The 22,060-nt window shown below is 64.0% G+C and carries 23 protein-coding genes; 6 read left to right on the top strand and 17 right to left on the bottom strand.

Features of this window, described 5'->3' with window-relative positions; translation table 11 throughout:
• The 5 genes from JNK99_RS09325 to JNK99_RS09305 all read left to right on the top strand — a co-directional run.
• Positions 1-681 (top strand): AMP-binding protein (locus JNK99_RS09325; protein ID WP_291851826.1); only part of this gene is annotated, 681 nt, incomplete at its 5' end.
• Between the two features lie 115 nt (positions 682-796).
• Positions 797-1,420: a CDP-alcohol phosphatidyltransferase family protein gene (locus JNK99_RS09320; RefSeq protein ID WP_291851823.1), complete on the top strand. Its 624-nt coding sequence runs from the start codon at positions 797-799 to the stop codon at positions 1,418-1,420.
• 23 nt (positions 1,421-1,443) lie between these two features.
• Complete coding sequence (locus JNK99_RS09315; protein WP_291851820.1) at positions 1,444-3,192, top strand: bifunctional alpha/beta hydrolase/class I SAM-dependent methyltransferase; 1,749 nt, start codon at positions 1,444-1,446, stop codon at positions 3,190-3,192.
• Positions 3,193-3,194: 2 nt separating this feature from the next.
• Positions 3,195-4,589, top strand: coding sequence for a phosphatase PAP2/dual specificity phosphatase family protein (locus JNK99_RS09310; RefSeq protein WP_291851817.1), 1,395 nt, complete (start codon positions 3,195-3,197; stop codon positions 4,587-4,589).
• Positions 4,579-5,544, top strand: coding sequence for a phosphatidate cytidylyltransferase (locus tag JNK99_RS09305; RefSeq protein WP_291851814.1), 966 nt, complete (start codon positions 4,579-4,581; stop codon positions 5,542-5,544). The genes JNK99_RS09310 and JNK99_RS09305 overlap by 11 nt, the downstream gene beginning before the upstream one ends.
• 13 nt (positions 5,545-5,557) lie before the next feature.
• Here JNK99_RS09305 and JNK99_RS09300 read toward each other — a convergent pair whose 3' ends face one another.
• From JNK99_RS09300 to rpsB, 17 genes are all read right to left on the bottom strand, one after another.
• Positions 5,558-6,151, bottom strand: a complete 594-nt coding sequence (locus tag JNK99_RS09300) for a nuclear transport factor 2 family protein (RefSeq protein ID WP_291851811.1) — start codon at positions 6,149-6,151, stop codon at positions 5,558-5,560.
• Between the two features lie 160 nt (positions 6,152-6,311).
• Positions 6,312-7,091 (bottom strand): RNA methyltransferase, encoded by a 780-nt coding sequence (locus tag JNK99_RS09295; RefSeq protein WP_291851808.1) that lies wholly within the window; start codon positions 7,089-7,091, stop codon positions 6,312-6,314.
• Positions 7,088-7,690 carry a ribonuclease HII gene (gene rnhB, locus JNK99_RS09290; protein ID WP_291851803.1) on the bottom strand — a complete coding sequence of 201 codons (603 nt, stop codon included), beginning with the start codon at positions 7,688-7,690 and terminating at the stop codon, positions 7,088-7,090. Before rnhB ends, JNK99_RS09295 begins: the two co-directional genes overlap by 4 nt.
• Positions 7,668-8,864 (bottom strand): lipid-A-disaccharide synthase, encoded by a 1,197-nt coding sequence (gene lpxB / locus JNK99_RS09285; RefSeq protein WP_291851801.1) that lies wholly within the window; start codon positions 8,862-8,864, stop codon positions 7,668-7,670. The genes rnhB and lpxB overlap by 23 nt, the downstream gene beginning before the upstream one ends.
• Complete coding sequence (gene lpxA / locus JNK99_RS09280) at positions 8,861-9,631, bottom strand: acyl-ACP--UDP-N-acetylglucosamine O-acyltransferase (RefSeq protein ID WP_291851798.1); 771 nt, start codon at positions 9,629-9,631, stop codon at positions 8,861-8,863. The genes lpxB and lpxA overlap by 4 nt, the downstream gene beginning before the upstream one ends.
• A gap of 19 nt (positions 9,632-9,650) precedes the next feature.
• Complete coding sequence (gene fabZ / locus JNK99_RS09275; protein ID WP_291851829.1) at positions 9,651-10,088, bottom strand: 3-hydroxyacyl-ACP dehydratase FabZ; 438 nt, start codon at positions 10,086-10,088, stop codon at positions 9,651-9,653.
• Positions 10,089-10,093: 5 nt separating this feature from the next.
• Positions 10,094-11,125, bottom strand: coding sequence for a UDP-3-O-(3-hydroxymyristoyl)glucosamine N-acyltransferase (gene lpxD, locus JNK99_RS09270; RefSeq protein ID WP_291851795.1), 1,032 nt, complete (start codon positions 11,123-11,125; stop codon positions 10,094-10,096).
• Positions 11,126-11,150: 25 nt separating this feature from the next.
• Positions 11,151-11,672: an OmpH family outer membrane protein gene (locus JNK99_RS09265; RefSeq protein ID WP_291851792.1), complete on the bottom strand. Its 522-nt coding sequence runs from the start codon at positions 11,670-11,672 to the stop codon at positions 11,151-11,153.
• 15 nt (positions 11,673-11,687) lie between these two features.
• On the bottom strand, positions 11,688-13,973 hold the full coding sequence (gene bamA / locus JNK99_RS09260; RefSeq protein WP_291851789.1) for an outer membrane protein assembly factor BamA: 2,286 nt from the start codon (positions 13,971-13,973) through the stop codon (positions 11,688-11,690).
• 4 nt (positions 13,974-13,977) lie between these two features.
• Positions 13,978-15,345, bottom strand: a complete 1,368-nt coding sequence (rseP, locus tag JNK99_RS09255) for an RIP metalloprotease RseP (protein WP_291851786.1) — start codon at positions 15,343-15,345, stop codon at positions 13,978-13,980.
• Complete coding sequence (gene ispC, locus JNK99_RS09250) at positions 15,342-16,547, bottom strand: 1-deoxy-D-xylulose-5-phosphate reductoisomerase (RefSeq protein WP_291851784.1); 1,206 nt, start codon at positions 16,545-16,547, stop codon at positions 15,342-15,344. Before ispC ends, rseP begins: the two co-directional genes overlap by 4 nt.
• The gene (locus JNK99_RS09245; RefSeq protein WP_291851779.1) at positions 16,547-17,383 is read right to left on the bottom strand and encodes a phosphatidate cytidylyltransferase; all 837 of its coding nucleotides are present in this window, start codon (positions 17,381-17,383) and stop codon (positions 16,547-16,549) included. The genes ispC and JNK99_RS09245 overlap by 1 nt, the downstream gene beginning before the upstream one ends.
• Positions 17,376-18,170, bottom strand: coding sequence for a polyprenyl diphosphate synthase (gene uppS / locus JNK99_RS09240; protein WP_291851776.1), 795 nt, complete (start codon positions 18,168-18,170; stop codon positions 17,376-17,378). Before uppS ends, JNK99_RS09245 begins: the two co-directional genes overlap by 8 nt.
• A 23-nt stretch (positions 18,171-18,193) precedes the next feature.
• Entirely contained in the window at positions 18,194-18,754 is a 561-nt protein-coding gene (frr, locus tag JNK99_RS09235) for a ribosome recycling factor (protein ID WP_291851774.1), read from the bottom strand.
• Positions 18,755-18,766: 12 nt separating this feature from the next.
• A complete protein-coding gene (gene pyrH, locus JNK99_RS09230) occupies positions 18,767-19,489 on the bottom strand; it encodes a UMP kinase (protein ID WP_291851771.1) in 723 nt (240 codons plus the stop codon).
• Positions 19,490-19,536: 47 nt separating this feature from the next.
• Complete coding sequence (gene tsf, locus JNK99_RS09225) at positions 19,537-20,433, bottom strand: translation elongation factor Ts (RefSeq protein ID WP_291851768.1); 897 nt, start codon at positions 20,431-20,433, stop codon at positions 19,537-19,539.
• Positions 20,434-20,543: 110 nt separating this feature from the next.
• The gene (rpsB, locus tag JNK99_RS09220) at positions 20,544-21,287 is read right to left on the bottom strand and encodes a 30S ribosomal protein S2 (protein ID WP_291851766.1); all 744 of its coding nucleotides are present in this window, start codon (positions 21,285-21,287) and stop codon (positions 20,544-20,546) included.
• Between the two features lie 341 nt (positions 21,288-21,628).
• On the opposite strand from rpsB, the gene JNK99_RS09215 reads away from it, so the two are divergent.
• On the top strand, positions 21,629-22,060 hold a 432-nt coding region (locus JNK99_RS09215), incomplete at its 3' end, for a M24 family metallopeptidase (protein ID WP_291851763.1).

Raw genomic sequence — 22,060 nt, 5'->3', positions numbered from 1 at the left:
ATCACGCTGCGCGACGGTTTCGGGCAGACCGAAACGACGGCGCAGGTCGGCAACTCGCCCGGCCAGGTGGTCAAGCTGGGTTCGATGGGACGGCCGATGCCGGGCTACCAGGTGCGCCTGGTCGATATGGACGGGCATGTCGCCGAGGAAGGCGAGATCTGCCTGACACTGTCGCCGCGCCCGCTCGGGCTGATGATCGCTTACGACGACGACCCGGAGAAGACGGCCGAAGTGATGCGTGACGGCTTCTATCACACCGGCGACACCGCCGCGGTCGATGCCGACGGCTACATCACCTATGTCGGCCGGGCCGATGACGTGTTCAAGGCGTCGGACTATCGCATCAGCCCGTTCGAACTGGAGAGCGTCCTGATCGAGCACGAGGCGGTCGCCGAAGCGGCCGTGGTGCCGAGTCCCGATCCGCTGCGACTGGCGGTGCCCAAGGCCTTCCTGACCCTGCGCGCGGGCTACGAGCCGGGACGCGAACTGGCGCGCGAGATCTTCGTCTTCCTGCGCAGCCGCCTGTCGCCCTACAAGCGTGTGCGACGGATCGAGTTCGGCGAACTGCCGAAGACGATTTCGGGCAAGATTCGCCGCGTCGAGCTGCGCAAGGGCGAGCAGGATCGCGCGGATGCTCCGCGCGGTGCCCTGGAGTTCTATGAGGATGATTTCCAGTTCTGAGTAGCTCCTGCCTGCGGGACTCCGGCGACGGAGTTCCGGCCAGCCGGCCGTGCCGCCTGCGGGCGGCACGGCGTTTGTTGGGCCGCATGATTCGCCCCTTTCCGTTTGTCCGTCGATGAGTCTCTACACCCTCAAACCGCGTTTCCAGTCATTGCTGCGACCGCTGGTGCGTGTCCTGCACGACCGCGGGGTGAGCGCCAATCAGGTGACACTGGGCACCGCCGCGCTCTCGCTGCTGCTCGGCGGCGGGCTGGCGCTCGCCGTCGATGCCGGACGTTTCACCTGCTTCCTGCTGCTGCCCGCCTGGCTGCTGCTGCGCATGGCCTTGAACGCGATCGACGGCATGCTGGCGCGCGAGTTCGGACAGGCCTCGACGCTCGGCGCCTATCTCAACGAGCTGTCCGACCTGCTGGCCGATGCCGCGCTGTACCTGCCTTTCGCCCTACTGCCGGCGGCCGGGGCAGGGCTGACGCTGCTCGTCGTGCTGCTCGCCAACCTTTCCGAAATGGCGGCGGTGCTCGGCCTGATCACCGGCGGCGAGCGGCGCAACGACGGGCCGATGGGCAAGAGCGATCGCGCTCTCGTGTTTGGCGCACTCGGCCTGCTGCTCGGGATCGGCATCGCGGCCGGTCCGTGGCTGGCGTGGCTGCTGGCCATCGTCGCCTGCCTGCTGGTGCTCACGGTGCTCAACCGGGTCCGGAGCGGCGTCGCCGCGGCTGGCGACGCCGCCGATCGTTGAGACAAGCCGCGGAAAGGCCGGAGATGCGCCTGGCGCAGGAAAAACAATTCGCCACCCACGATGGCAGCCCCCTGTTCTACCGCTACTGGCCAGCGCTGGCGGCCGGCGCCGCGCGCCGCGCGGTCGTTCTCCTGCACCGCGGCCATGAGCACTCCGGACGACTGCAGCATGTGGTCGACGAACTGGCGCTCGATGGCTATGCGATGTTCGCCTGGGACGCGCGCGGGCACGGCCGCTCGCCGGGGGCGCGCGGCGACAGCCCGAGCTTTGCCGCACTGGTCAAGGACCTCGACAGTTTCGTCCGGCACCTCGCGGGCGACTACGCGATCGCCAGCCAGGACATGGTGGTCATCGGGCAGAGTGTCGGCGCCGTTCTCGCCGCCACCTGGGCGCACGACTTCGCACCGCAGATCCGCGGTCTGGTACTCACCGCGCCGGCCTTCCAGGTGAAGCTCTATGTGCCGCTGGCCCGCCCGGGACTGGCGTTGATCCGGCGGCTGTTCGGCAACTTCTTCATCACTTCCTACGTCAAGGCGAAATTCCTGACCCACGATCCCGAACGCATCCGCTCCTACGACGAGGACCCGCTGGTGACACGCGCCATCTCGGCACGCGTCCTGCTCGGCCTGGCCGATGCCGCCGACCGGGTGGTCGCCGATGCGCCGGCGATCCGTCTGCCGCTGCAACTGCTGATCCCGGAAAAGGACTGGGTGGTGCACCGCGCGCCGCAGGAACGCTTCTTCGAGCGGCTCGGCTCTCTGCTGAAGGAGCGCCATCTGCTGCCCGGCTTTCTTCACGACACACTCGGCGAACGCGACCGCAAGCTGGCCGTCGACCTCGTTCGCGCCTTCATCGAGCGACTGTTCAGCGACCCGCCGCCGGCCGACTCGCTGCTGCAGGCACATCGCGAGGGCTACACGCGCGACGAGGAAGAGGCGCTCGGCCGGCCACTGCCGCTGCTCTCGCTGCGTCGCCTGAACTTCGCCGGAACCCGGCTGGCAATGCGCACGCTCGGCCGACTGTCCACGGGCATCCGCATCGGTCTGGCGACGGGTTTCGATTCCGGCAGCAGTCTCGACCACGTCTACGGCAACCAGGCGCGTGGCGGCTGGCTGCTCGGCAAACTGATCGACCGCGGCTACCTCGACTCGATCGGCTGGCGCGGCGTGCGCGTGCGCCACGCGCATCTGCTGCTGGCGATGGCCAAGGCGGCAGACCTGCTGCGCGCGGCCGGACAGCCGCTGCACCTGGCCGATCCGGCCGCCGGCCACGGCCGCTACGTCTTCGAGGCCGTGCGGCAACTGCCCGAACGCCCGCAGTCGATCGTCCTGCGCGACCTCGACGAGTTGAATGTGACGCGTGGCCGGGCGCTGATTGCCGAGCAGCGGCTAGCCGATATCGCCCGCTTCGAGGCGGGCGATGCCTTCGCCGAAAACGAACTGGCCGGGCTGAGGCCACGACCGAATCTGGTCACCGTTTCCGGCCTCTACGAACTGTTCTCCGACAACGAACTGGTGGCACGTTCGCTGCGCGGCCTGGCGCAGGCGATCGACCCGGGCGGCTATCTGATCTACACCGGCCAGCCCTGGCATCCGCAACTCGAACTGATCGCACGCACGCTGACCAGCCATCGCGGCCAGCAGGCGTGGGTGATGCGCCGCAGGACCCAGGCCGAAATGGACGAACTGGTGCGGGCAGCAGGCTTCGCCAAGATCGAGCAGTGGATCGACGAGTGGGGCATGTTCACCGTTTCGCTGGCCCGCCGGATCTGAGCTTGCCGGAAGCGCCTGGTTCTCCCGCACCGGCTGGCACGGGTCGCCCGTGGCACCGGGCGACGGCCTGGCTGCTGCTGCTCGGCCCCTTCTTCTTCGCCAGCTATGGCTTCGCCACCTGGGTGAGCAGCCAGCGCCCGACGGTCGGCGCCATCATGTTCGACTGGGAGCGCCACATCCCACTGCTGCCGTGGACGATCGTGCCGTACTGGCTGATCGACCTGCTCTACGGCGTTTCGCTCTTCATCTGCCGCGGCCGGCGGCAGCTCGACGCACACGCCCACCGCCTGCTGGCCACGCAACTGATCGCGGTGACCTGCTTCCTCCTCTTTCCGCTGCGCTGCACCTTCGAGCGCGGCGAAGTGAGCGGCGTCTTCGGCTGGCTGTTCGGTCTGCTGATGAGCTTCGACCAGCCGTTCAACCAGGCACCGTCGCTGCACATCGCGCTGCTCGTCGTGCTGCTCGAACCCTACCTGCACGCCGTGCCGCGCGCCTGGCATGGCGTCGTTTACGCCGTCGCGCTGTTGATCGCCGTCTCGGTGCTGACCACCTGGCAGCACCATTTCTTCGACGTTCCGACCGGCTGGTGGCTGGGTTGCTTCGCCGTCTGGCTGTTCCCCGAAGAGACCGGGCCACTACTCTGCCGGGCGCGACTGCGGCGCGCACCGGGGCGACGGCGTCTGGCCCTGCTCTACGCCACGGCCGGACTGGGACTGGTCGGTCTGGCGACGGCAGGCGGTGGTGTCTGGCTATGGCTGCTCTGGCCGGCCGCTGCGCTGGTTCTGGTCGGCGTGATCTACCTGCTGCTCGACGGCGAAGCCTTCGGCAAGCAGGCGGATGGATCGATGCCGGTCGCCGTGCGCTGCCTGTTCGGCCCCTATCTGCTCGGCGCCTGGCTGAACTCCCGCTGCTGGACGCGCCAGCTTCCTGTGGCAGATACACTGGCGCCGGGCGTGCTGCTCGGGCGACTGCCCGGCGATGGCGACCTCCGCCGCCTGCAGATCACCGCGCTGGTCGATGTCTGCGCCGAGCTGCCCTGTACGACGCGCGGCCTGCGCCATGCCAGCGTGCCCATGCTCGACCTGCTGACGCCCGACAGCGATCAGCTCGAACAGGCCGTGACAGAGCTTGCCGCGGCGCGGCCGGCCGGTCCGGTGCTGCTCTGCTGCGCGCTCGGTCTGGCGCGCAGCGCGCTGGTCGCCGCGGCCTGGCTGTTGCGTGCCGGACTGGCAAGCTCGGTCGAAGAGGCGGTGGCGCAGGTGCGGCGGGCGCGCCCGGCGGTGGTCATCGGCAAAGCACAGGTCGCCCGGCTGCGGCAGTGGCAGCAAGAATACCCGCGACGCCCGGCGCGGCCGACGGACGAGCACCGAGCAGCGGTCTGCCGGGATGCCTCCTGACCCTTTCCCTGCCGTGCAACCCGAAGCCTGGCGTCTGGCCGCCGGCATCGCGGCGCTGCTGCTGGGCGCGTCGCTGCTCGGTCACCTGCTCAAGATCACCCTGGCCCGCGCGCAGCCGCACCCGCTGATCGACAATCTGAACAGCCGGATCAACGCTTGGTGGATCATCGCCCTGCTCGTCGGGCTGTCCCTGCTCGCCGGGCATGGCGCCGTGACGCTGCTTTTCGGACTGGCCTCGGCGGCGGCGCTGCGCGAATTCGTTGCTGGCGAAGGCGACGCGAAACCGCCACGCGCGCTGCTGCTGGGCAGCTTCCTGCTCGTGCTGCCGCTGCAGTACGCGCTGGTGTGGACCGGCAGCTTCGCGCCGTACGGCAGCCTGCTGCCGCTCTGCCTGCTTCTGCTGTTGCCGCTGCGGGTTCTGGCATCGGGTGGGTGGCGCACGTTCGTGCAGCGCACGCAACGGCTGCAGGTCGGGCTGCTGGTCTGCGTCTGCGGCATCTCGTACCTCCCGGCACTATTGACCCTGCCGGTCAGCGGCCGCGACGGCGCCCAGGCTGCCTACCTGCTGGTCTTCCTTCTGCTCGTCGTGCAGCTCGGCGATGTGCTGCAGTACCTGTGGGGAAAGCTCGCCGGTCGCCACCCGATCGCGCCGCGCCTGTCTCCGGCGAAGACCGTCGAGGGAACGCTGGGCGGCCTGCTGAGCGCCTGCGCACTGGGTGCCTGGCTGGCGCCGATCACGCCCTTCACGACGGGCGAGGCGACGGCCATTTCACTGCTGCTGGCGCTGCTCGGCTTTCTCGGCGGTCTGGCCATGTCGGCCGCCAAGCGGCGGCGCGGCATCAAGGACTGGGGCACCCTGCTGCCCGGCCACGGCGGGATGCTCGACCGCCTGGACTCGCTCTGTTTCTCGGCCCCGGCCTTCTATTATCTGCTGCGTTTCGGCTGGGCATCCTGACCGGGAAGCGGGGTTACCTGCGCCGCCGGCCAAGCAGCCAGCCGAGCAGAAGGCCGCCGATGCCGGCACCGGCGCCGGCATACCAGATCGCCTGTTTCGCCTCGCCGATCAGCGAGTTGGTAAACACGTTGGCGGACAAATGCAGCGCCACCACCTTCCACTGCCCGTCGATCTTCGCCGAACTCGAGGTCCAGTTGGAGTCGAGGGTGAACGGTCCGCGGGCAACGGGAAAGAACTGGTCGAGCATCGTTCCGTCTGCAACCGCCACCTCTCCGTTGCCGAAGAAGCGCGCTGGTGCGCCGAGTTTGGCGGTGGTGAGGTAGCGCTCGAGGATGCGCTGCTCGCCCTTGACCATTTTCTGGTAATAGGCCCTGACCTCGTCGTGCCCGCGCGAGACCTCGCCGTTGAGCCAGGTGACCGTCACCTGCGGGTGCATCTGGGCGACCATCCGCTCGACATCCTGGGCATTGATCGCCGCTTCCATCTCGCGGAACAGCCTGATCAACGCCTGGCGATCGGCGGTGTATGGATCTCCGTCGGCAGCCAGGAGGCTGCCCGGGTCAAGCAGGAGAAGAATGGCAGAGAGGATGTTGAGCAGTGATCGCATTCCGGAAGCGGTCCTTATGGTCAAAGTCGCGCCAGCGACTCGGTAAACTCTCCTCGCTCGCTGGCGGGAGAAAAGCCGGGGGTGAGGGAAACGGTCGTCGCTTTCAGCAGCAGGGGTGTCTGTAGCAGCGATGACCGTCGGGCAGTCGGTGCCGGGCGAATCATAGCCGGCGCCGCACCGTCTCGAAAAGACAGACCGCTGCCGCCGCAGCGACGTTCAGCGACTCGCTGGCGCCAGGCATCGGGATGCGTACCTGACGGCGGGTGACGGCCAACACCGAGTCATGCAGACCCTGCCCTTCGCTGCCGAAGACCCAGGCCACCGGTGCGGCCAGATCGAGTCCATAGAGACTGTCCGGCGCAGTCGGCGAGGTGGCGACCGCCTGCCCGCGATAGGCGCCGAGAAAGCTCGGCAGATCGCTGCCCTCGTGCAGGTCGAGTTGGAAATGCGCGCCCATCGCGGCGCGCAGGGTCTTTGGCGACCAGGCCTGCGCGCAGTCTGCCGACAGCAGGACCTGACGAAACCCTGCCGCCGCGGCGCTGCGCAGGATCGAACCGACATTTCCCGGATCCTGAATGCCATCGAGCGCCACCGTATCCGCCGCGTGGTCGATTGCGTGCACCGGCTGCGGCCAGACGATGACGCCGATGATGCCACTCGGCGTGTCGACCTGCGCCAGACCGGCAAACAGCGCATCGGACAGGATGGTGATCGGGGTGCCGGCGGAATGGTTTGCCAGGCAGGCAGCGATCTCCGGCCGGACCAGGCCGCTGTCGCTGACCAGGAGTTCTTCAGGGATGCCGCCGTGCGCCGCATGGGCGGCGATCAGGTGCATGCCGTCGAGCAGCAGGTGGCCACTCCTGCGCCGCTCGCGGCCGCTCTCGTGCAGTCGCTTGAGTGCCTTGTAATGCGGGTTGTCGCGCCCGCTGATGCGCTTCATCTGTTGACCAGGCGGGCAACCGGCGCGAAGCTGCGGCGATGCTGCGGGCTGGCGCCATGTTCGGCCAGAGCATGCAGATGAAGCGCGGTCGGATAACCCATGTGGCGGTCAAAACCGTACTGCGGGTAAGCGACGTGCAGTTCGCACATGCCGGCATCGCGCACCGTCTTGGCGAGGATCGATGCCGCGGCAATCGCCGCGATCCGGCCGTCGCCACCGACGATCGCCGCGACGGGCCAGGCGAGCCGCGGGCAACGATTGCCGTCGACCAGGACCTGCGTCGGTCGCAGTCCGTGGCGGCCGCTGGCGAGTTCGTTGACGGCCCGCTGCATGGCCAGCAGGGTGGCCTGCAGGATGTTCAAACGGTCGATTTCCTCGACGCTGGCCTCGGCCACTGCCCAGGCCAGCGCCTGGTGACGGATCGTGGCGGCCAGGGTCAGCCGCCGGCCGGGTGAAAGCTTTTTCGAATCGTCCAGCCCGGCGATCGGCCGCGCCGGATCGAGGATCACCGCAGCCGCCACGACCGGTCCCGCCAGCGGACCGCGGCCGGCCTCATCGACACCGCAGATCACGCCTTCAGGCTGCAGCAGATCCGGCATGATCACCTACGGCAGCGGGCAGACAGCCAAGCACGGCGGTCGCCGCCTGCCCGGCGGCATTCTGCCGCAGTTGCAGATGCAAGGCCCGGAACATCTCCTTGAGTCCCGCGCATACGGTCCGGTCGGCGTACAGATTGAGCAGGGCCTGCGCCAGGTTCTCGGGCGTCGCGTCGTCCTGGATGAATTCCGGAACGACGAATCTGCCGGCAAGGACATTGGGCAGACCAACGTAGGGCAGATAGCCGCCGATGCGCCGCATCAGCCAGTAGGAGAACGGTGCCATCTTGTACACGATGACCATCGGGCGCTTGAGCAGCGCGGCTTCGAGCGTCGCCGTGCCGCTTGCCACCAGAACCACATCGGCCGCCATCATTGCCTGATGCGCGTGCCCGAAAAGCAGGCGGATCGGCAACTGCTCCGCCTGACAGCGGTGCAGTGCCGTCTCGAACAGTTCGCGCGTCTCGCGCGTCGCCAGCGGAACGATGAACAGCACGTCGACCCGCTCACCGATCTCGCGGTGGATACGGCGTGCGGTCTCGATGAAGGTGTCGGCCATATACTGCAGCTCCGACTGTCGACTGCCCGGCAGGAGGGCGAACACCGCCTGTTGCTCGGTGAGGTCGAACAGCGCCCGTGTCGCACTGCGCCCGTCTTCGACCGGCAGCATGTCGGCCAACGGATGGCCGACATAGCTGACCGGTATGCCCTGCTTCTCGTAAATGGCCGGTTCGAAGGGAAAGAGGGCGAGCATCCGCGAAACGGATGCGCCGATCTTGTGGATGCGTCCGCCGCGCCATGCCCAGATCGACGGACTGACGTAGTGGACGGTGGGAATGCCGCGCCGCTTGAGTACCCGCTCCAGACCGAAGTTGAAATCCGGCGCATCGACCCCGATGAAGACATCGGGCGGATCGGCCAGCAGGCGACGCTGGAGGCCGCGACGGATGGCGAGAATCTCACGAAAATGGCGGAGAACCTCGGCATAGCCGCGCACCGCCAGTTTCTCGAGCGGATACCAGGCGTCGAAACCCTTGCCCAGCATGCGCGGCCCACCAATGCCAAAGAAGACGGCGTTCGGCAAGCGCTCGCGCAGTGCCTGGATCAGTTGGCTGGCCAGGAGGTCACCCGATGCCTCGCCGGCAACCAGGGCGATCCGGACCACGCCTGCGGTCATCGTATGATGCCGCGCCTGGACACTGCAAGAAAGTCGAGCAGCGGCTGGATCTCCGGATGAGCCACCACTTCCTCCTGAAGCCTGGCACGTGCCTCGTCGAGCATCAAGCCGGACTTGTAGATGGTTCGGTAGGCGCGTTTCAGAACGAGCAGGGCCTCCGGTGAAAACCCTCGTCGCTTGAGTCCTTCGGCGTTGATGCCGTAGGGGCTGGCGGTGTTGCCGGCTGCCATCACATAAGGGGGGACATCCTGTACGACCACCGCGCCAGCCGCCGTCATGGTGTGCGCCCCGACCCGGCAGAACTGATGCACCCCGGAAAAGCCACCGAGGATCGCCCAGTCGTCGATGTGCACATGGCCGGCCAACTGCGCATTGTTGGCAAACACCGTCCGGTTGCCGACCTGGCAATCATGCGCGACATGGACGTAGGCCATGATCCAGTTGTCGTCACCGATGCGGGTAATCCCCACATCCTGCGCGGTGCCGAGATTGAAGGTGCAGAATTCGCGAATCGTGTTGCGATCGCCGATCTCGAGGCAGGTGGGTTCGCCGCCATACTTCTTGTCCTGCGGCACTTCGCCCAGAGAAACGAACTGGTAGATGCGATTGTCGCAACCGATGCGTGTTCGTCCGATAATCACGGCATGCGGACCAATCACCGTGTTGTCGCCGATCGCCACATGCTCGCCGATGATCGAATAGGCGCCAACGGAAACGTTCTCGCCGAGTTGCGCGCCCGGATGGACGATCGCAGTTGGGTGGATCATGGCCGCCATACCCCGACTATCAGACGATATTGCTCTTGGCGCACATCAGTTCGGCCTCGGCCACGGTCTCTCCGTCGACCGAAGCCACCGCCTCGAACTTCCAGATGTTGCGAAACTGACGCTGGATTCGAACATGCAGGTGCAACTGATCGCCGGCGGTCACCGTCTTCTTGAAGCGCGCTTTGTCAATGCCGACGAAGAAGAACAGCGACTCGAGGTCGGGCTTCTCGCCAAGGGTCCGGAACGAGAGGATGCCTGCCGCCTGCGCCAGCGCCTCGGTGATCAGCACGCCCGGCATCACCGGGTGATGCGGGAAATGGCCGACAAAAAACGGCTCGTTGATCGTCACGTTCTTGTAGGCATGGATCGATTTTCCGGGCTCGCATTCGAGCACGCGATCGACCAGCAAAAAGGGATAGCGATGCGGCAGATGCTCCAGAATTTCCTTGATATCCATTGCAGTCAAGACGTTTTCTCCAATCGTTCGATTTTTTTCTCAAGTTCGGCAACACGCTCCGCCAGCTTGGCCAAGCGCCTGATCTGCGCCGCATTGTGCAACCATTCGGGGTGACCGGAGAGCGGGAAGACTCCGGTGTACTGGCCCGGCTTGAGCAGGCTCTTGGCGACCAGGGTACCGCCGGAGATGTGAACATCGTCCGCCAGTTCCAGGTGACCGCTGATCATTCCAGCGCCTCCGATCGTACAGCGACGACCGACTCGCGTACTGCCCGCCATACCGACGCAACCCGCCATGGCGGTGTGCTCGCCAATGCTGCAGTTGTGGCCGATCTGGATCTGGTTGTCGAGCTTGACGCCGTCACCGATCAGCGTATCGTCCAGCGCACCACGATCGATCGAAGTATTGGCCCCGATCTCGACATCGTTGCCGATAACCACGCGACCGATCTGCGGGATCTTGATCCAGCACTCGCCATCCCTGGCGAAACCGAAGCCATCGGCGCCGATCACGGCGCCGGAATGAATGATCGCCCGCTGGCCAATCACACAGTCGTGGTAGACAACCACGTTCGGGTAAAGCAGCGAATCGTCACCGATCGTCACGCGATCGCCGATCACGCATCCCGGCAGCAGAGTGACGTTCTCGCCGAAGCTGACGCCTTCGCCGACCACCACATTCTCGCCAATGCTCGCCGACGGCGGCATGGCCGAACGCACGACCGCACCCTGATGAAGGCCTGGCTGACGACCGGCCGGTGGATTGAGCAGAGCCACGACGCGGGCATAATAAGTGTAGGCGTCCGGATGGACGATCCGCGGCAGATCGGTATCGCCGGCAAACTGCGGCGGGACGATCACCGCCGATGCCCGTGTCGTCTGCAGTTGTGTCCGCAATTTCGGATTGACGAGAAAGGCGATCTGCCCCGCTTGCGCCGACAGCAAGCTTCCCACCTGCGCCACCACCACCGATCCGTCGCCTTGCATCACTCCACCGAGACGCGCGACGATCTCGTCGAGTCGCAAACCTCCTGACACCTGGACTCCGTCTCGTTGGCGAGGCTTACTTCGCCGCTTCCCGGGAATCGGAGAGCGCCTTGATGACCTTGTCGGTAATGTCCAGCCGCGGACTGACCCAGACCACATCCTGCACGATCAGGTCATACTTCTCGCTGTCGGCCAGTTGCTTGATCGCCTTGTTTGCCTTCTCGATGATCGCCGCATTCTCTTCATTCTGGCGCAGATTGAGATCCTCGCGGAACTCGCGTTGCTTGCGCTGGAATTCGCGCGACAATTCGGCCAGATCCTTCTCCTTGGCACGACGCTCGGACTCAGCCATGGTCAGGCCGCCTTTCTCCAGCGACTCCTGCAACCCCTGCACCTGCTTGGCCAGACGCTGCAAATCCTGGTCGCGCTTGGAGAACTCCTGTTCGATTTTCTTGGCAGCCTTCACCGCTGCCGGGGCATCCCGGAAAAGTCGTTGCGTATTGACGTAACCAACCTTCAGTGTATCGGCTGCCGCGACGTATGACATCGGTAGCGAAGCCAGCAACGCCACCAGCAACGTGGCAATCGTTCTTTTCAAGCTAATTCTCCTGGATTAGAAAGTCGTGCCCATCTGAAACTGGAACCGTTGGATTTTATCATTGCTTTTCTCGTTGATCGGCTGACCAATACTGAATTTCAACGGTCCCAACGGCGAAATCCAGGCGGCAGTCATGCCGACCGACATCCGCAATCCATCCTCGGAGAAGGTGTAGTTGCTGTCGTTGAAAACATTGCCGGCGTCGAAGAACGGTCCAAGACGCAAGGACTTGTCGAAACCGGGGAATGGCATCAGCAGCTCGGCGTTGAACACCACCTTGCGCGTGCCGCCCAGCCGGGTATCGGGATAAAGGGGGTCCACCGGGCCGAGGCTGGCGGTCTCGTAGCCACGCACCGAACCAATACCGCCAGCGTAGAAGTTCTTGTAGAACGGAACGGTCTGCCCCTGCAGACCGTCTGCATAGCCCAGTTCGCCGCTGAGCATCAACACCAAGTCCTTGGTCAGAGAGAAGTATTGCTGATTCTGGTAGGTCAGGCGATAAAAGGACAGGTCCACGCCGGGAATCGCCACCTCCAGCCCCGCCTTCTGGATGCCCCCGCTCGTCGTGTAGATCGCGCTGTTCCGGGTATCACGGGTCCACGATATGGTCGCTGGCAGCGTGATGTTCGAATCGCCATGCTCCCTTTGAAACTGGATGTACTGGATCGGCGTCGCAATGGTGATCGGCGTGATGTCGATCGTCGTCTGATCGATCGCCAGGCCGACGTTGAGCATGTCCTTCTCGTCGAGCGGGAAACCGAAGCGGATGCCGCCGCCCCATGACTGTGACTGGAAGGCATAGCCGAGCGATGTCGGGTTGAGCGTCTTGTAGTAGATGTCGAAACCCTGACTGATGCCATCGACCGTGAAATAGGGGTTGGTGTAGTTGACCCCGAGGGTGCGGTTCAACTTGCCCGTGTTCACCTGCAGCGCCACGAACTTGCCGCTGCCGAAGATGTTGGACTGCGAGATCGAACCGGAGAGGATGACGCTTTCCGCGCTCGAATAACCGGCACCGATCGAAATGTTGCCGGTGGACTTCTCGCCGACATTGACATTGACGTCAACCTGGTCGATCGTTCCGGGTACGGGTGGCGTTTCGACGGTCACTTCGGAGAAGTAGTTGGTGCGATCAATTCGCTCGCGCGACGCCGCAACGCGATCGGCGTCGTACCAGGCGCCCTCCATCTGACGCATCTCCTGACGAATCACCTCGTCACGCGTCTTGGTATTGCCGGTAACGTTGACCCGGCGGACGTAGGTGCGCTTCCCAGGATCGACAAAGATGGTGAACGCGACCTGGCGTTTCTCCTTGTCAAGTTCGGGTGCAGCGTTGACATTGGCAAACGCATAGCCCTGGGCGCCGAGTTTGTCGGAGATCGCCTTGGTGCTCTCGTTCAGCTTCTCGCGAGAGAACACTTCGCCCGGCCTGATCTTGACCACCTTGCGGAACTCTTCCTCGGAAAGCGTCAGGTCACCGGCCAGCTTCACCGACGAGACGAGGTAGCGCTCTCCTTCGTTGATGCTGATGGTGATGAAGATCTCCTTCTTGTCGGGGGTGATCGACACCTGGGTCGACTCGATGCTGAACTCCAGATAGCCTCGATCGAGATAATACGAACGCAGTGTTTCGAGGTCCGCGGAAAGCTTCTGCTTCGAGTACTGGTCCGATTTGGTGTACCAACTGATCCAGCTCGGCGTCTTCTGCTGCATCACGCCGAGCAGATCCTTCTCGCGGAAGGCGTTTGCACCGACGATGTTGATCTGCCGGATGCTGGCTGCCTCACCCTCGTCGATGTTGAAGTTGATCGCCACCCGGTTGCGCTCGAGCGGCGTGATGGTGGTCGTGATGGTTACCGCGTACCTGCCGCGCGACAGGTACTGGCGCTTCAACTCCTGTTCCGCCTTGTCGAGCGTCGCACGGTCGAAGGTGCGCGCCACGGCGACGCCGACTTCCTTCAGACCCTTGGTCAACTGCTCCTTGTCGAACTCCTTGAGACCGACAAAATCGATCTGCGCGATGGCCGGGCGCTCTTCGAGAACGATGATCACCACGCCGCGCTCGACCTCGATCCGCACGTCCTTGAAAAAACCGGTCGCAAACAGCGTCTTGATGGCTTGCGCAGCCATCTCATCGGTCATCGTGTCGCCGACCTTGATCGACAGATAGCTGAAGACGGTGCCGGCTTCGACGCGCTGAATCCCCTCGACACGGATATCCTGAACCGTAAACGGTTCCATCGCCGCGGCGCCGGAGGCAAAAAGAACGGCCATCAGACCTGCAAGCAGGTTTTTCTTCATAAGCTCAGCCGGAGAACAATCGATTGATGTCGTTGTAGAAAGCGAACGCCATGAGCATGAGCAGCAAGGTCAGACCGATCTGCTGACCGATTTCCATTGTTCGCTCGGAAACGGGCCCACGCTTGATGATTTCCACCAGATAATACAGCAAATGTCCCCCATCCAGAATCGGGATGGGCAGCAGATTGAGCACCCCGAGACTGATGCTCACCAGGGCCAGAAACTTGAGGTAGTAGTCGATGCCCAGTTTCGCCGACTGCCCGGCGTAGTCCGCAATCGTCACCGGCCCGCTGAGGTTGCGCCACGAAACCTCACCGCTGATCATCTTGCCGATCATCAGCAGCGTGAAGCTGGATTTGTCCCAAGTCTCGGTGAACGCCTTGCCAAGCGCTGACCAGGGGCCATAGCGAACGGTGATCATCAGCTCTGCCCGCGCGTGACCGTCATCGCTGACCGCTGCACCGATACGACCGATGGAGCGCCCCTGTTCCACGACCTCGACCGGCGTCACTGCGAGGAAGAGGCGCGCCCCTTGACGGAGAACCTCCAGTTGCAGCGTCCTGCCCGGCGACTCGCGCACGGCGTTGACCACGTCGGCCCAGCTAGCGACATCCTGCCCATCAATCTCCAGGATCTCGTCCCCCGCCCGCAGCCCTGCCGCATCGGCAGCACTGTCCGCGGCGATCCGGCCGATCACCGCCGGCAAGCGCGGGCGATACATGCGAAATCCGAGTTTGTCCAGGGCATCGCCCTCCCATCCCGACTGGCGAACCACCGAAACATCCAGGCGGCGAATCGAAATTTCCTGGCGCGGGTTGATCACTTCGAGGTCGATCTGCTCCTGATCGACCGCGCGTTGCAGCAAGACCCAACGCATCTCCTGCCAGGTCAGCACCTTCTCGCCTCCGACCTGGAGCACCAGTTCACCGTCCTCGATGCCGGCCATGGCGGCCGGACTGGCAACCACCGGTGCGCCGAGGATCGGCTTGAACTCGGCACTGCCATACCAGAACAGCCCCCAATAGAGCACGATGGCCAGCAGGAAGTTGGCCGCCGGTCCCGCCGCGACGATCACCATCCGTCGATAGACCGACTGCCGGTTGAAGCTGCGTGGCAGGTCTTCGGCTGCCACCTCGCCTTCGCGCTCGTCCAGCATCTTGACATAGCCGCCGAGCGGGAAGGTGGCAATGGTCCATTCGGTACGGTCCCGGCCCCAGCGCCGCGCCCATAGCGGCCGGCCAAAGCCGACCGAAAAGCGCAACACCTTGACGCCCGCCCAACGCGCGGCCAGGTAATGACCAAACTCATGGACGATGACGAGAATGCCAATAACCACCGCAAACGCCACCAGATAGTAGAGAAAACCGTTCATGCGCAGACCCGGGTGACAAGACAGCGCTGCGCCACCTCGCGTGCCGCACGGTCGGCCGCCAGCACCTCGGCGAGGGAGCCGGGTTCCCGTCCGGCCGGCACCTGGTCCATCACCTCCCCGATCAGGCGGGCGATCGCATTGAAGCCGATCCGGCGCTCCAGAAAGGCCTCGACCGCCACTTCGTTGGCCGCATTGAGCGTGGTTGACGCACAGCCGCCGGCGCTGAGCGCCCGGTAAGCCAGTGCCAGGCAAGGGAAACGCTCGATGTCGGGCCTCTCGAAGTGCAGCGCGGCCACCTCGCACAGGTCGAGCGGCGCGACGCCGGCCGCAATTCGCTGTGGATAGGCCAGGGCGTGTGCTATCGGGGTACGCATGTCGGGATTCCCAAGTTCCGCGATCACCGAACCATCACTGTACTGGACGAGCGAATGCACCACGCTTTGCGGATGAATGACCACCCGAATCCTGTCGGCAGGAACGTTGAACAGCCAGTGAGCCTCGATCACTTCCAAGCCCTTGTTCATCATTGTCGCAGAATCGACCGATATCTTTCGGCCCATGACCCAGTTTGGGTGCGAGCAGGCCTCTTCCGGCCCGACGGACTCGAGATCGGCAAGCTCCCGACCGCGAAATGGGCCGCCCGAAGCCGTCAGGAAAAGCCCGAGCACACCGCTTTCTGTCAGATTGCCCGAGTAATCGCTCGGCAGAGATTGAAAAATCGCATTATGTTCGCTGTCGATCGGTAACAGGATGGCTCCGTTTTCCCGTACGGCACGCATGAACACCGGGCCGGCCATGACCAGTGCTTCCTTGTTGGCGAGCAGGATCTTCTTGCCGGCGACGGCGGCTGCCAAGGTCGGCGGCAGACCGGCTGCACCGACGATCGCCGCCATCACCGCATCGACCTCCGGTAGTTGCGCCATGCGCACCAGCGCCGCCGGCCCATGCCAGACCTCGGTAGTGCACCCGGCAGCGGCGAGGCGCGCAGCCAGCTCGGCGGCCAACGCCGGGTCGCCGACCACTGCATGCCCTGGCCGGAACTCGAGGCATTGCTCGAAAAGGCGGTCGGCCTGCCGATGCGCGCAGAGCGCAACAACGCGGTAAAGGTTCGGGTGACGACGCACGACATCGAGCGTGTTGACCCCGATGGAACCGGTCGAGCCAAGGATGGTGAGTTGCTGGATCGCCACGTCGGACACCATCAGGGCTGTGTCAGCAGCCAGACCAGGGCGACCAGCGGCAGGGTCGAGGTCAGGCTGTCGATCCGGTCGAGCACCCCGCCATGACCCGGCAAGACGTTGCTGCTGTCCTTGAGGCCGGCTTGGCGCTTGAGCAGCGACTCGAACAGATCACCCAGCACGCTGATCGCGGTCAACACGATCAGCACGCCGATCAGCAACGGAAAGTTCCCGGCGAGCGCCGCCGGCAGCTTGGCTGAGAGCAGGAAACCATAGGCGAGAACGGCCAGTGCACCACCGATCGCACCTTCCCAGGTCTTGCCGGGGCTGATCCCGGGCGCCAGTTTGTGCTGGCCAAAGCGGCGCCCGGCAAAATAGGCACCGATGTCCGCCAGCCAGACGACGGTCATGATCGCCAGCACGCTCAGCGGCCCCGCCTGCCGAAGCTGGAGCAGCGCCAGCCAGACCGGCAGGACGACCACCGCGCCCGTCAACAAGGCAAGAGCGCGGCTGGACAGAGACCAGCGGCGCCGTAACCAGATCGGCACCAGGAACAGCCAGAAAGCCGCAGCAGGCAGATAGAAAAACGCCCCCAAGCGCCATGCCGCCTGGCCAAAGCCATCTGCCAGACCCACCGCCGCCGGCGCGACGATCGCCACCAGAGCACAGACGATGGCCAACACGACGCCCAGGCCAAGCCGCGCCCTCTCCGCGAGACGCATCAGAGCCCCCCACTCCCAGGCCGCGACCACAGCCACGGCGCTGACGAAGAGTAGCCAGCCAAGCGGTGGCAGGTAGAAGAGCGCGAGGAAGAAAGCGGCAAACAGGACGACCGCGGTGATCACCCGCGTCCTAAGCATCTATTCGCGAACCGGTCGGTGGGCCCGGCGGGAGGGCGCCGGCGGCCAGTTGTTCGCTGGTACGTCCGAAACGGCGTTCGCGCTGCCGATAGGAGGTGAGCGCCATATCCAGGGCTGCCGAGTCAAACTCGGGCCAGAGTACCTCGGTGAAGTACAGCTCCGAATAGGCAAGCTGCCAGAGGAGGAAATTGCTGATCCGCTGCTCGCCGCCCGTGCGGATGAAGAGATCCGGCTCGGGCGCGTAGTTCATCGCCAGATGGGGAGCCAGGTCGGTTTCGCTCCAGTCGCCGCTGTACCCCGGATTGTTGAGCAGCATGCGGCGGAGCGCCTGTAGAATGTCCCAGCGGCCACCGTAATTGGCAGCAATCGTCAGGACGAGTCGGTTGTTGGCCGCCGTCCTTTGCTCCGAGGCTTCGATCAGTGCCTGCAGGTCGGGCTCGAAACGGGACAGGTCACCGATCACTCTCAGACGTACGCCGTTGCGATCGAGCTTCTTGACCTCCTCCTTGAGCGCGCGCACGAAGAGTTGCATCAGGAGGGACACTTCGTCCTGCGGACGCCGCCAGTTCTCCGAGCTGAAGGCGAAGAGCGTGAGGTACTCGATGCCGCGTTCGAGGCAGGCGCGGACCATCACCCGCACCGTCTCCAGGCCACGATGATGGCCCGCCACGCGGGGCAACAGGCGCTTCTTCGCCCAACGGCCATTGCCGTCCATGATGATCGCCACATGCCGCGGAATCGACGGCGCGGGCGGGACATCCCGGGTTGAGCTGGCAAAGCGCTGCATCTTGGTGGGCTCGTCGGCAATCGTCAGATTGCCATCAACTCGGTTTCCTTGTGACCCAGTTGCTTGTCGATCTCCGCCACGTAGCGGTCCGTGAGTTTCTGGACCTCGTCCTGAGCGCGGTGCTCATCGTCCTCGGAGCACTCCTTGTTCTTCAGCATGTCCTTGAGCGTGGCGATGGCGTCGCGGCGCAAATTGCGCACCGCAACCTTGGCGGCTTCTCCCTCCCCCTTCACCACCTTGATCAGGTCGCGGCGTCGCTCCTCGGTCAGTGGCGGCATCGGCACGCGGATCAGATCACCCTGCGCCGAGGGATTGAGTCCCAGGTCACAGTCCCTGATGGCTTTCTCGACCTTCGCCGCCATTCCTTTCTCCCAGGGCTGGACACCGAGGGTGCGCGCATCGATCAGCGTGACATTGGCCACCGTATTGATCGGCACCGATGAACCGTAGTACTCGACATGCACATGGTCGAGCAGGCCGGTGTGGGCACGCCCGGTACGCACCTTGGCCAGGTCGGTCTTGAGTGCCTCCACGGACCTCAGCATCTTGTGCTCGGCCGTTTTCTTCACTTCGGCTATGGACATTTTGATCTCCCGTCAACAATAGACCAGGGTGCCTTCGTTCTCGCCCAGCGTCACCCGCTGCAGGGCAGCGGGTTTGAAGATCGAGAAGACATTGATCGGCAGCTTCTGGTCACGGCACAGTGCGAACGCGGTCGCATCCATCACCGCCAGGTTACGGGCAATCGCATCATCGAAGCTGATCTGATCGTAACGGCTGGCATGCGGATCCTTTTTCGGGTCAGCCGAGTAGATGCCGTCGACCTTGGTTGCCTTGAGCACGATTTCGGCGCCGATCTCCGCACCGCGCAAGGCGGCGGCGGTGTCGGTGGTGAAGAACGGGTTGCCCGTACCCCCCGAAAAGATCACCGTCCGTCCCTGCTCCAGATAGCGGATCGCCTTGGCCCGAATGTACGGTTCCACCACCTGTTCAATATTGAGCGCCGACTGAACCCGCGAAACCATCCCGGCCGAGCGCATGGCGTCGTGCAAGGCCAGACCATTCATCACCGTCGCCAGCATTCCCATGTAATCGGCCTGCGCACGATCCATGCCGCGCGCGGCAGGAGCCACACCGCGAAAGATGTTGCCCCCGCCGATCACCACCCCAACCTGCACACCCATGTCGACAATTGCCTTGATCTCAGCAACGATGCCGGTGATCGTTTGCCGGTTGATGCCGTAGGCATCGGCACCCATGAGCGCCTCCCCGGAGAGCTTGAGCAGGATGCGGCGGTATCTCGGCGTCTGGGCGGACATCGGCGTCTGGCTCCTTCGGTCAGGTCAACTCGGGCAAGCGTCGCTACCTATTTCTGGGCGGCAGCTGCCGCCTGTGCCGCAACCTCGGCAGCGAAGTCGTTCGATCGTTTGGCAAGACCCTCGCCAACCACGAACAGGGTGAACCCGATAACCGCAGCGCCCTTGCTCTTGAGCAGCTGGGCGATGGTCTGCTTGCCGTCTTCCGCCTTGACAAAGACCTGGCCGAGCAGCGTCACCTCGTTGAGGAATTTCTGCACCGAGCCATCGACGATTTTCTCGATCATCGCTTCGGGCTTGCCGGCTTCCCGCGCCTTTTCGCTGGCAATCCGGCGCTCGCAGTCGATCAGTTCGCTGTCGATGCCGGATGCGTCGAGCGCCCTTGGCTTGGCAGCGGCAATGTGCATGGCCAGATCCTTGCCCAGTTGCTCGTCGCCTCCCTGGTAATCAACCACGACGCCGATCTTGGCACCCCCGTGAATATAGGAAGCAAGCCTGCCTTTGGCTGCGATGCGCACGAAGCGGCGGATCGACATGTTCTCGCCGATCTTGCCGACCAGCGCGGTGCGCGTCGCGTCTACCGTGCTCTCGCCCAGGGGCAGGGCCGACAAGGCAGCGACGTCGGCCGGCCCCTGCTGCGCAACCAGAGCGGCACAATCGGCGGCCAGCTTCAGAAACTCCTCGTTCTTGCCGACAAAGTCCGTCTCGCAGTTGATCTCGATGATCGCGCCGAGCTTGTCATCGTTCGCGCGATGAATCGCCACGACACCTTCGGCCGTGATCCGGCTGGCCGCCTTGCTGGCCTTGGAACCAAGCTTGACGCGCAGGATCTCCTCGGCCTTGCCCAGGTCACCGGCGGCCTCGGTCAAGGCCCTCTTGCACTCCATCATCGGCGCGTCGGTTCTTTCGCGCAGTTCTTTGACCATACTTGCGGTGATTTCCACCATTTCATTCTCCACTCGCAGACACGACGCCGACCGGCGCCTGCCCTGCATGCAATACGTTCAAGACAAATGCGATACCTGGCACAGCATCCGTCACCAGGACTGCCGGGAGGTCAGTCGTCGGCGGCTTCTTCGATGAACTCGTCGCCGGAAACCGCATCGAGGATCTCCTCGACGAACTGGCTGCGTCCCTCGAGCACAGCGTCAGCGACACCTCGCGCGTAGAGGCGGATCGCCCGCGACGAGTCGTCATTACCCGGAATGACGTAATCGACGCCATCGGGCGAATGGTTGGTATCGACCACCGCGACCACCGGAATGCCCAGCTTGGCCGCTTCGGTGATGGCAATCTTGTGGTAGCCGACGTCAATCACAAACAGCGCATCGGGCAGCGAACCCATTTCCTTGATACCACCGATCGACTTGTGCATCTTGTCGAGTTCGCGCGTCAGCATCAACGCCTCTTTCTTGCCCAGTCGATCGAGCGAGCCATCTTCACACATGGCCTCCATCTCCTTGAGACGCTTGAGCGATTGCTTGATCGTCTTGAAGTTGGTCAGCATGCCGCCGAGCCAGCGCTGATCGACGAACGGCGAGGCGCAGCGGTTTGCCTCCTCGGCCATGATCTCGCGCGCCTGGCGCTTGGTGCCGACAAACAGGATGGTGCCCTTGTTGGCCGAAAGCTTGCGGACGAAGCTCATCGCCTCGTTGTACTTGGCAAGCGTCTGCTCGAGGTTGACGATGTGAATCTTGTTGCGGGCGCCAAAGATGTAAGGCGCCATCTTGGGGTTCCAGAATCGCGTCTGATGGCCGAAATGAACACCGGCCTCGAGCATTTGTCGCATCGTTGTAGACATGGGTCTTGACTTTCAATATCAGGGTTGGACCACCATCCGCCCACCTACAGCCTGCCGTGTCATCGTGGCAGGCACCCTTGAACAGGCGAATGTGCGTAGTAGGGCATGCTTTGTCGGCAGCCCCGGTGTGCCGGAATGACGCACCGTTCGTTTCCGCTGACGCAAGCCAGCAAAAGTCGGCGATGTTACCATCAAGCGCAGCAATATTTCAATTCGCTTGCCGCCCGGCAGCTCGATTTTCACCAGCCCGGGCGGCAATTCGTTGTCGCCACGGCAAATTGCCTAACTTTCACGCTTCCTTTATCCTTCGCTCCTCCTCACTCGGTGGCCGACATCACAGCATGAGCATCACCCTCAAAACTCCGCAGGAAATCGCCAGGATGCGTGTCGCCGGTCGCCTCACGGCGGAGGTGCTCGACTACATCACACCTCATGTCAGGGCAGGAATCACGACCAGCGAACTCGACCGACTCTGTCATGACTACATCGTGGATGTCCAGGGTTGCATCCCGGCACCGCTCAATTACGCGCCCCCGGGTTACCGACCCTACCCGAATTCGATCTGCACATCGATCAATCACCAGGTCTGCCATGGCGTTCCGGGTGACCGGCAGCTGCGCAATGGCGACATCGTCAATCTGGACGTGACGGTGATCAGCGACGGCTATCACGGCGACAGCAGCCGCATGTTCCTGGTTGGTGAAACCTCCCTCCAGGCGCGGCGCCTGTGCGAGGTGAGCTTCGAATGCCTGTGGCTCGGCATACGGCAGGTG

It is taken from the genome of Accumulibacter sp., from assembly GCF_016789985.1.
Taxonomy (GTDB): domain Bacteria; phylum Pseudomonadota; class Gammaproteobacteria; order Burkholderiales; family Rhodocyclaceae; genus Accumulibacter.
This window is presented reverse-complemented; position numbering and strand designations above follow the sequence as displayed.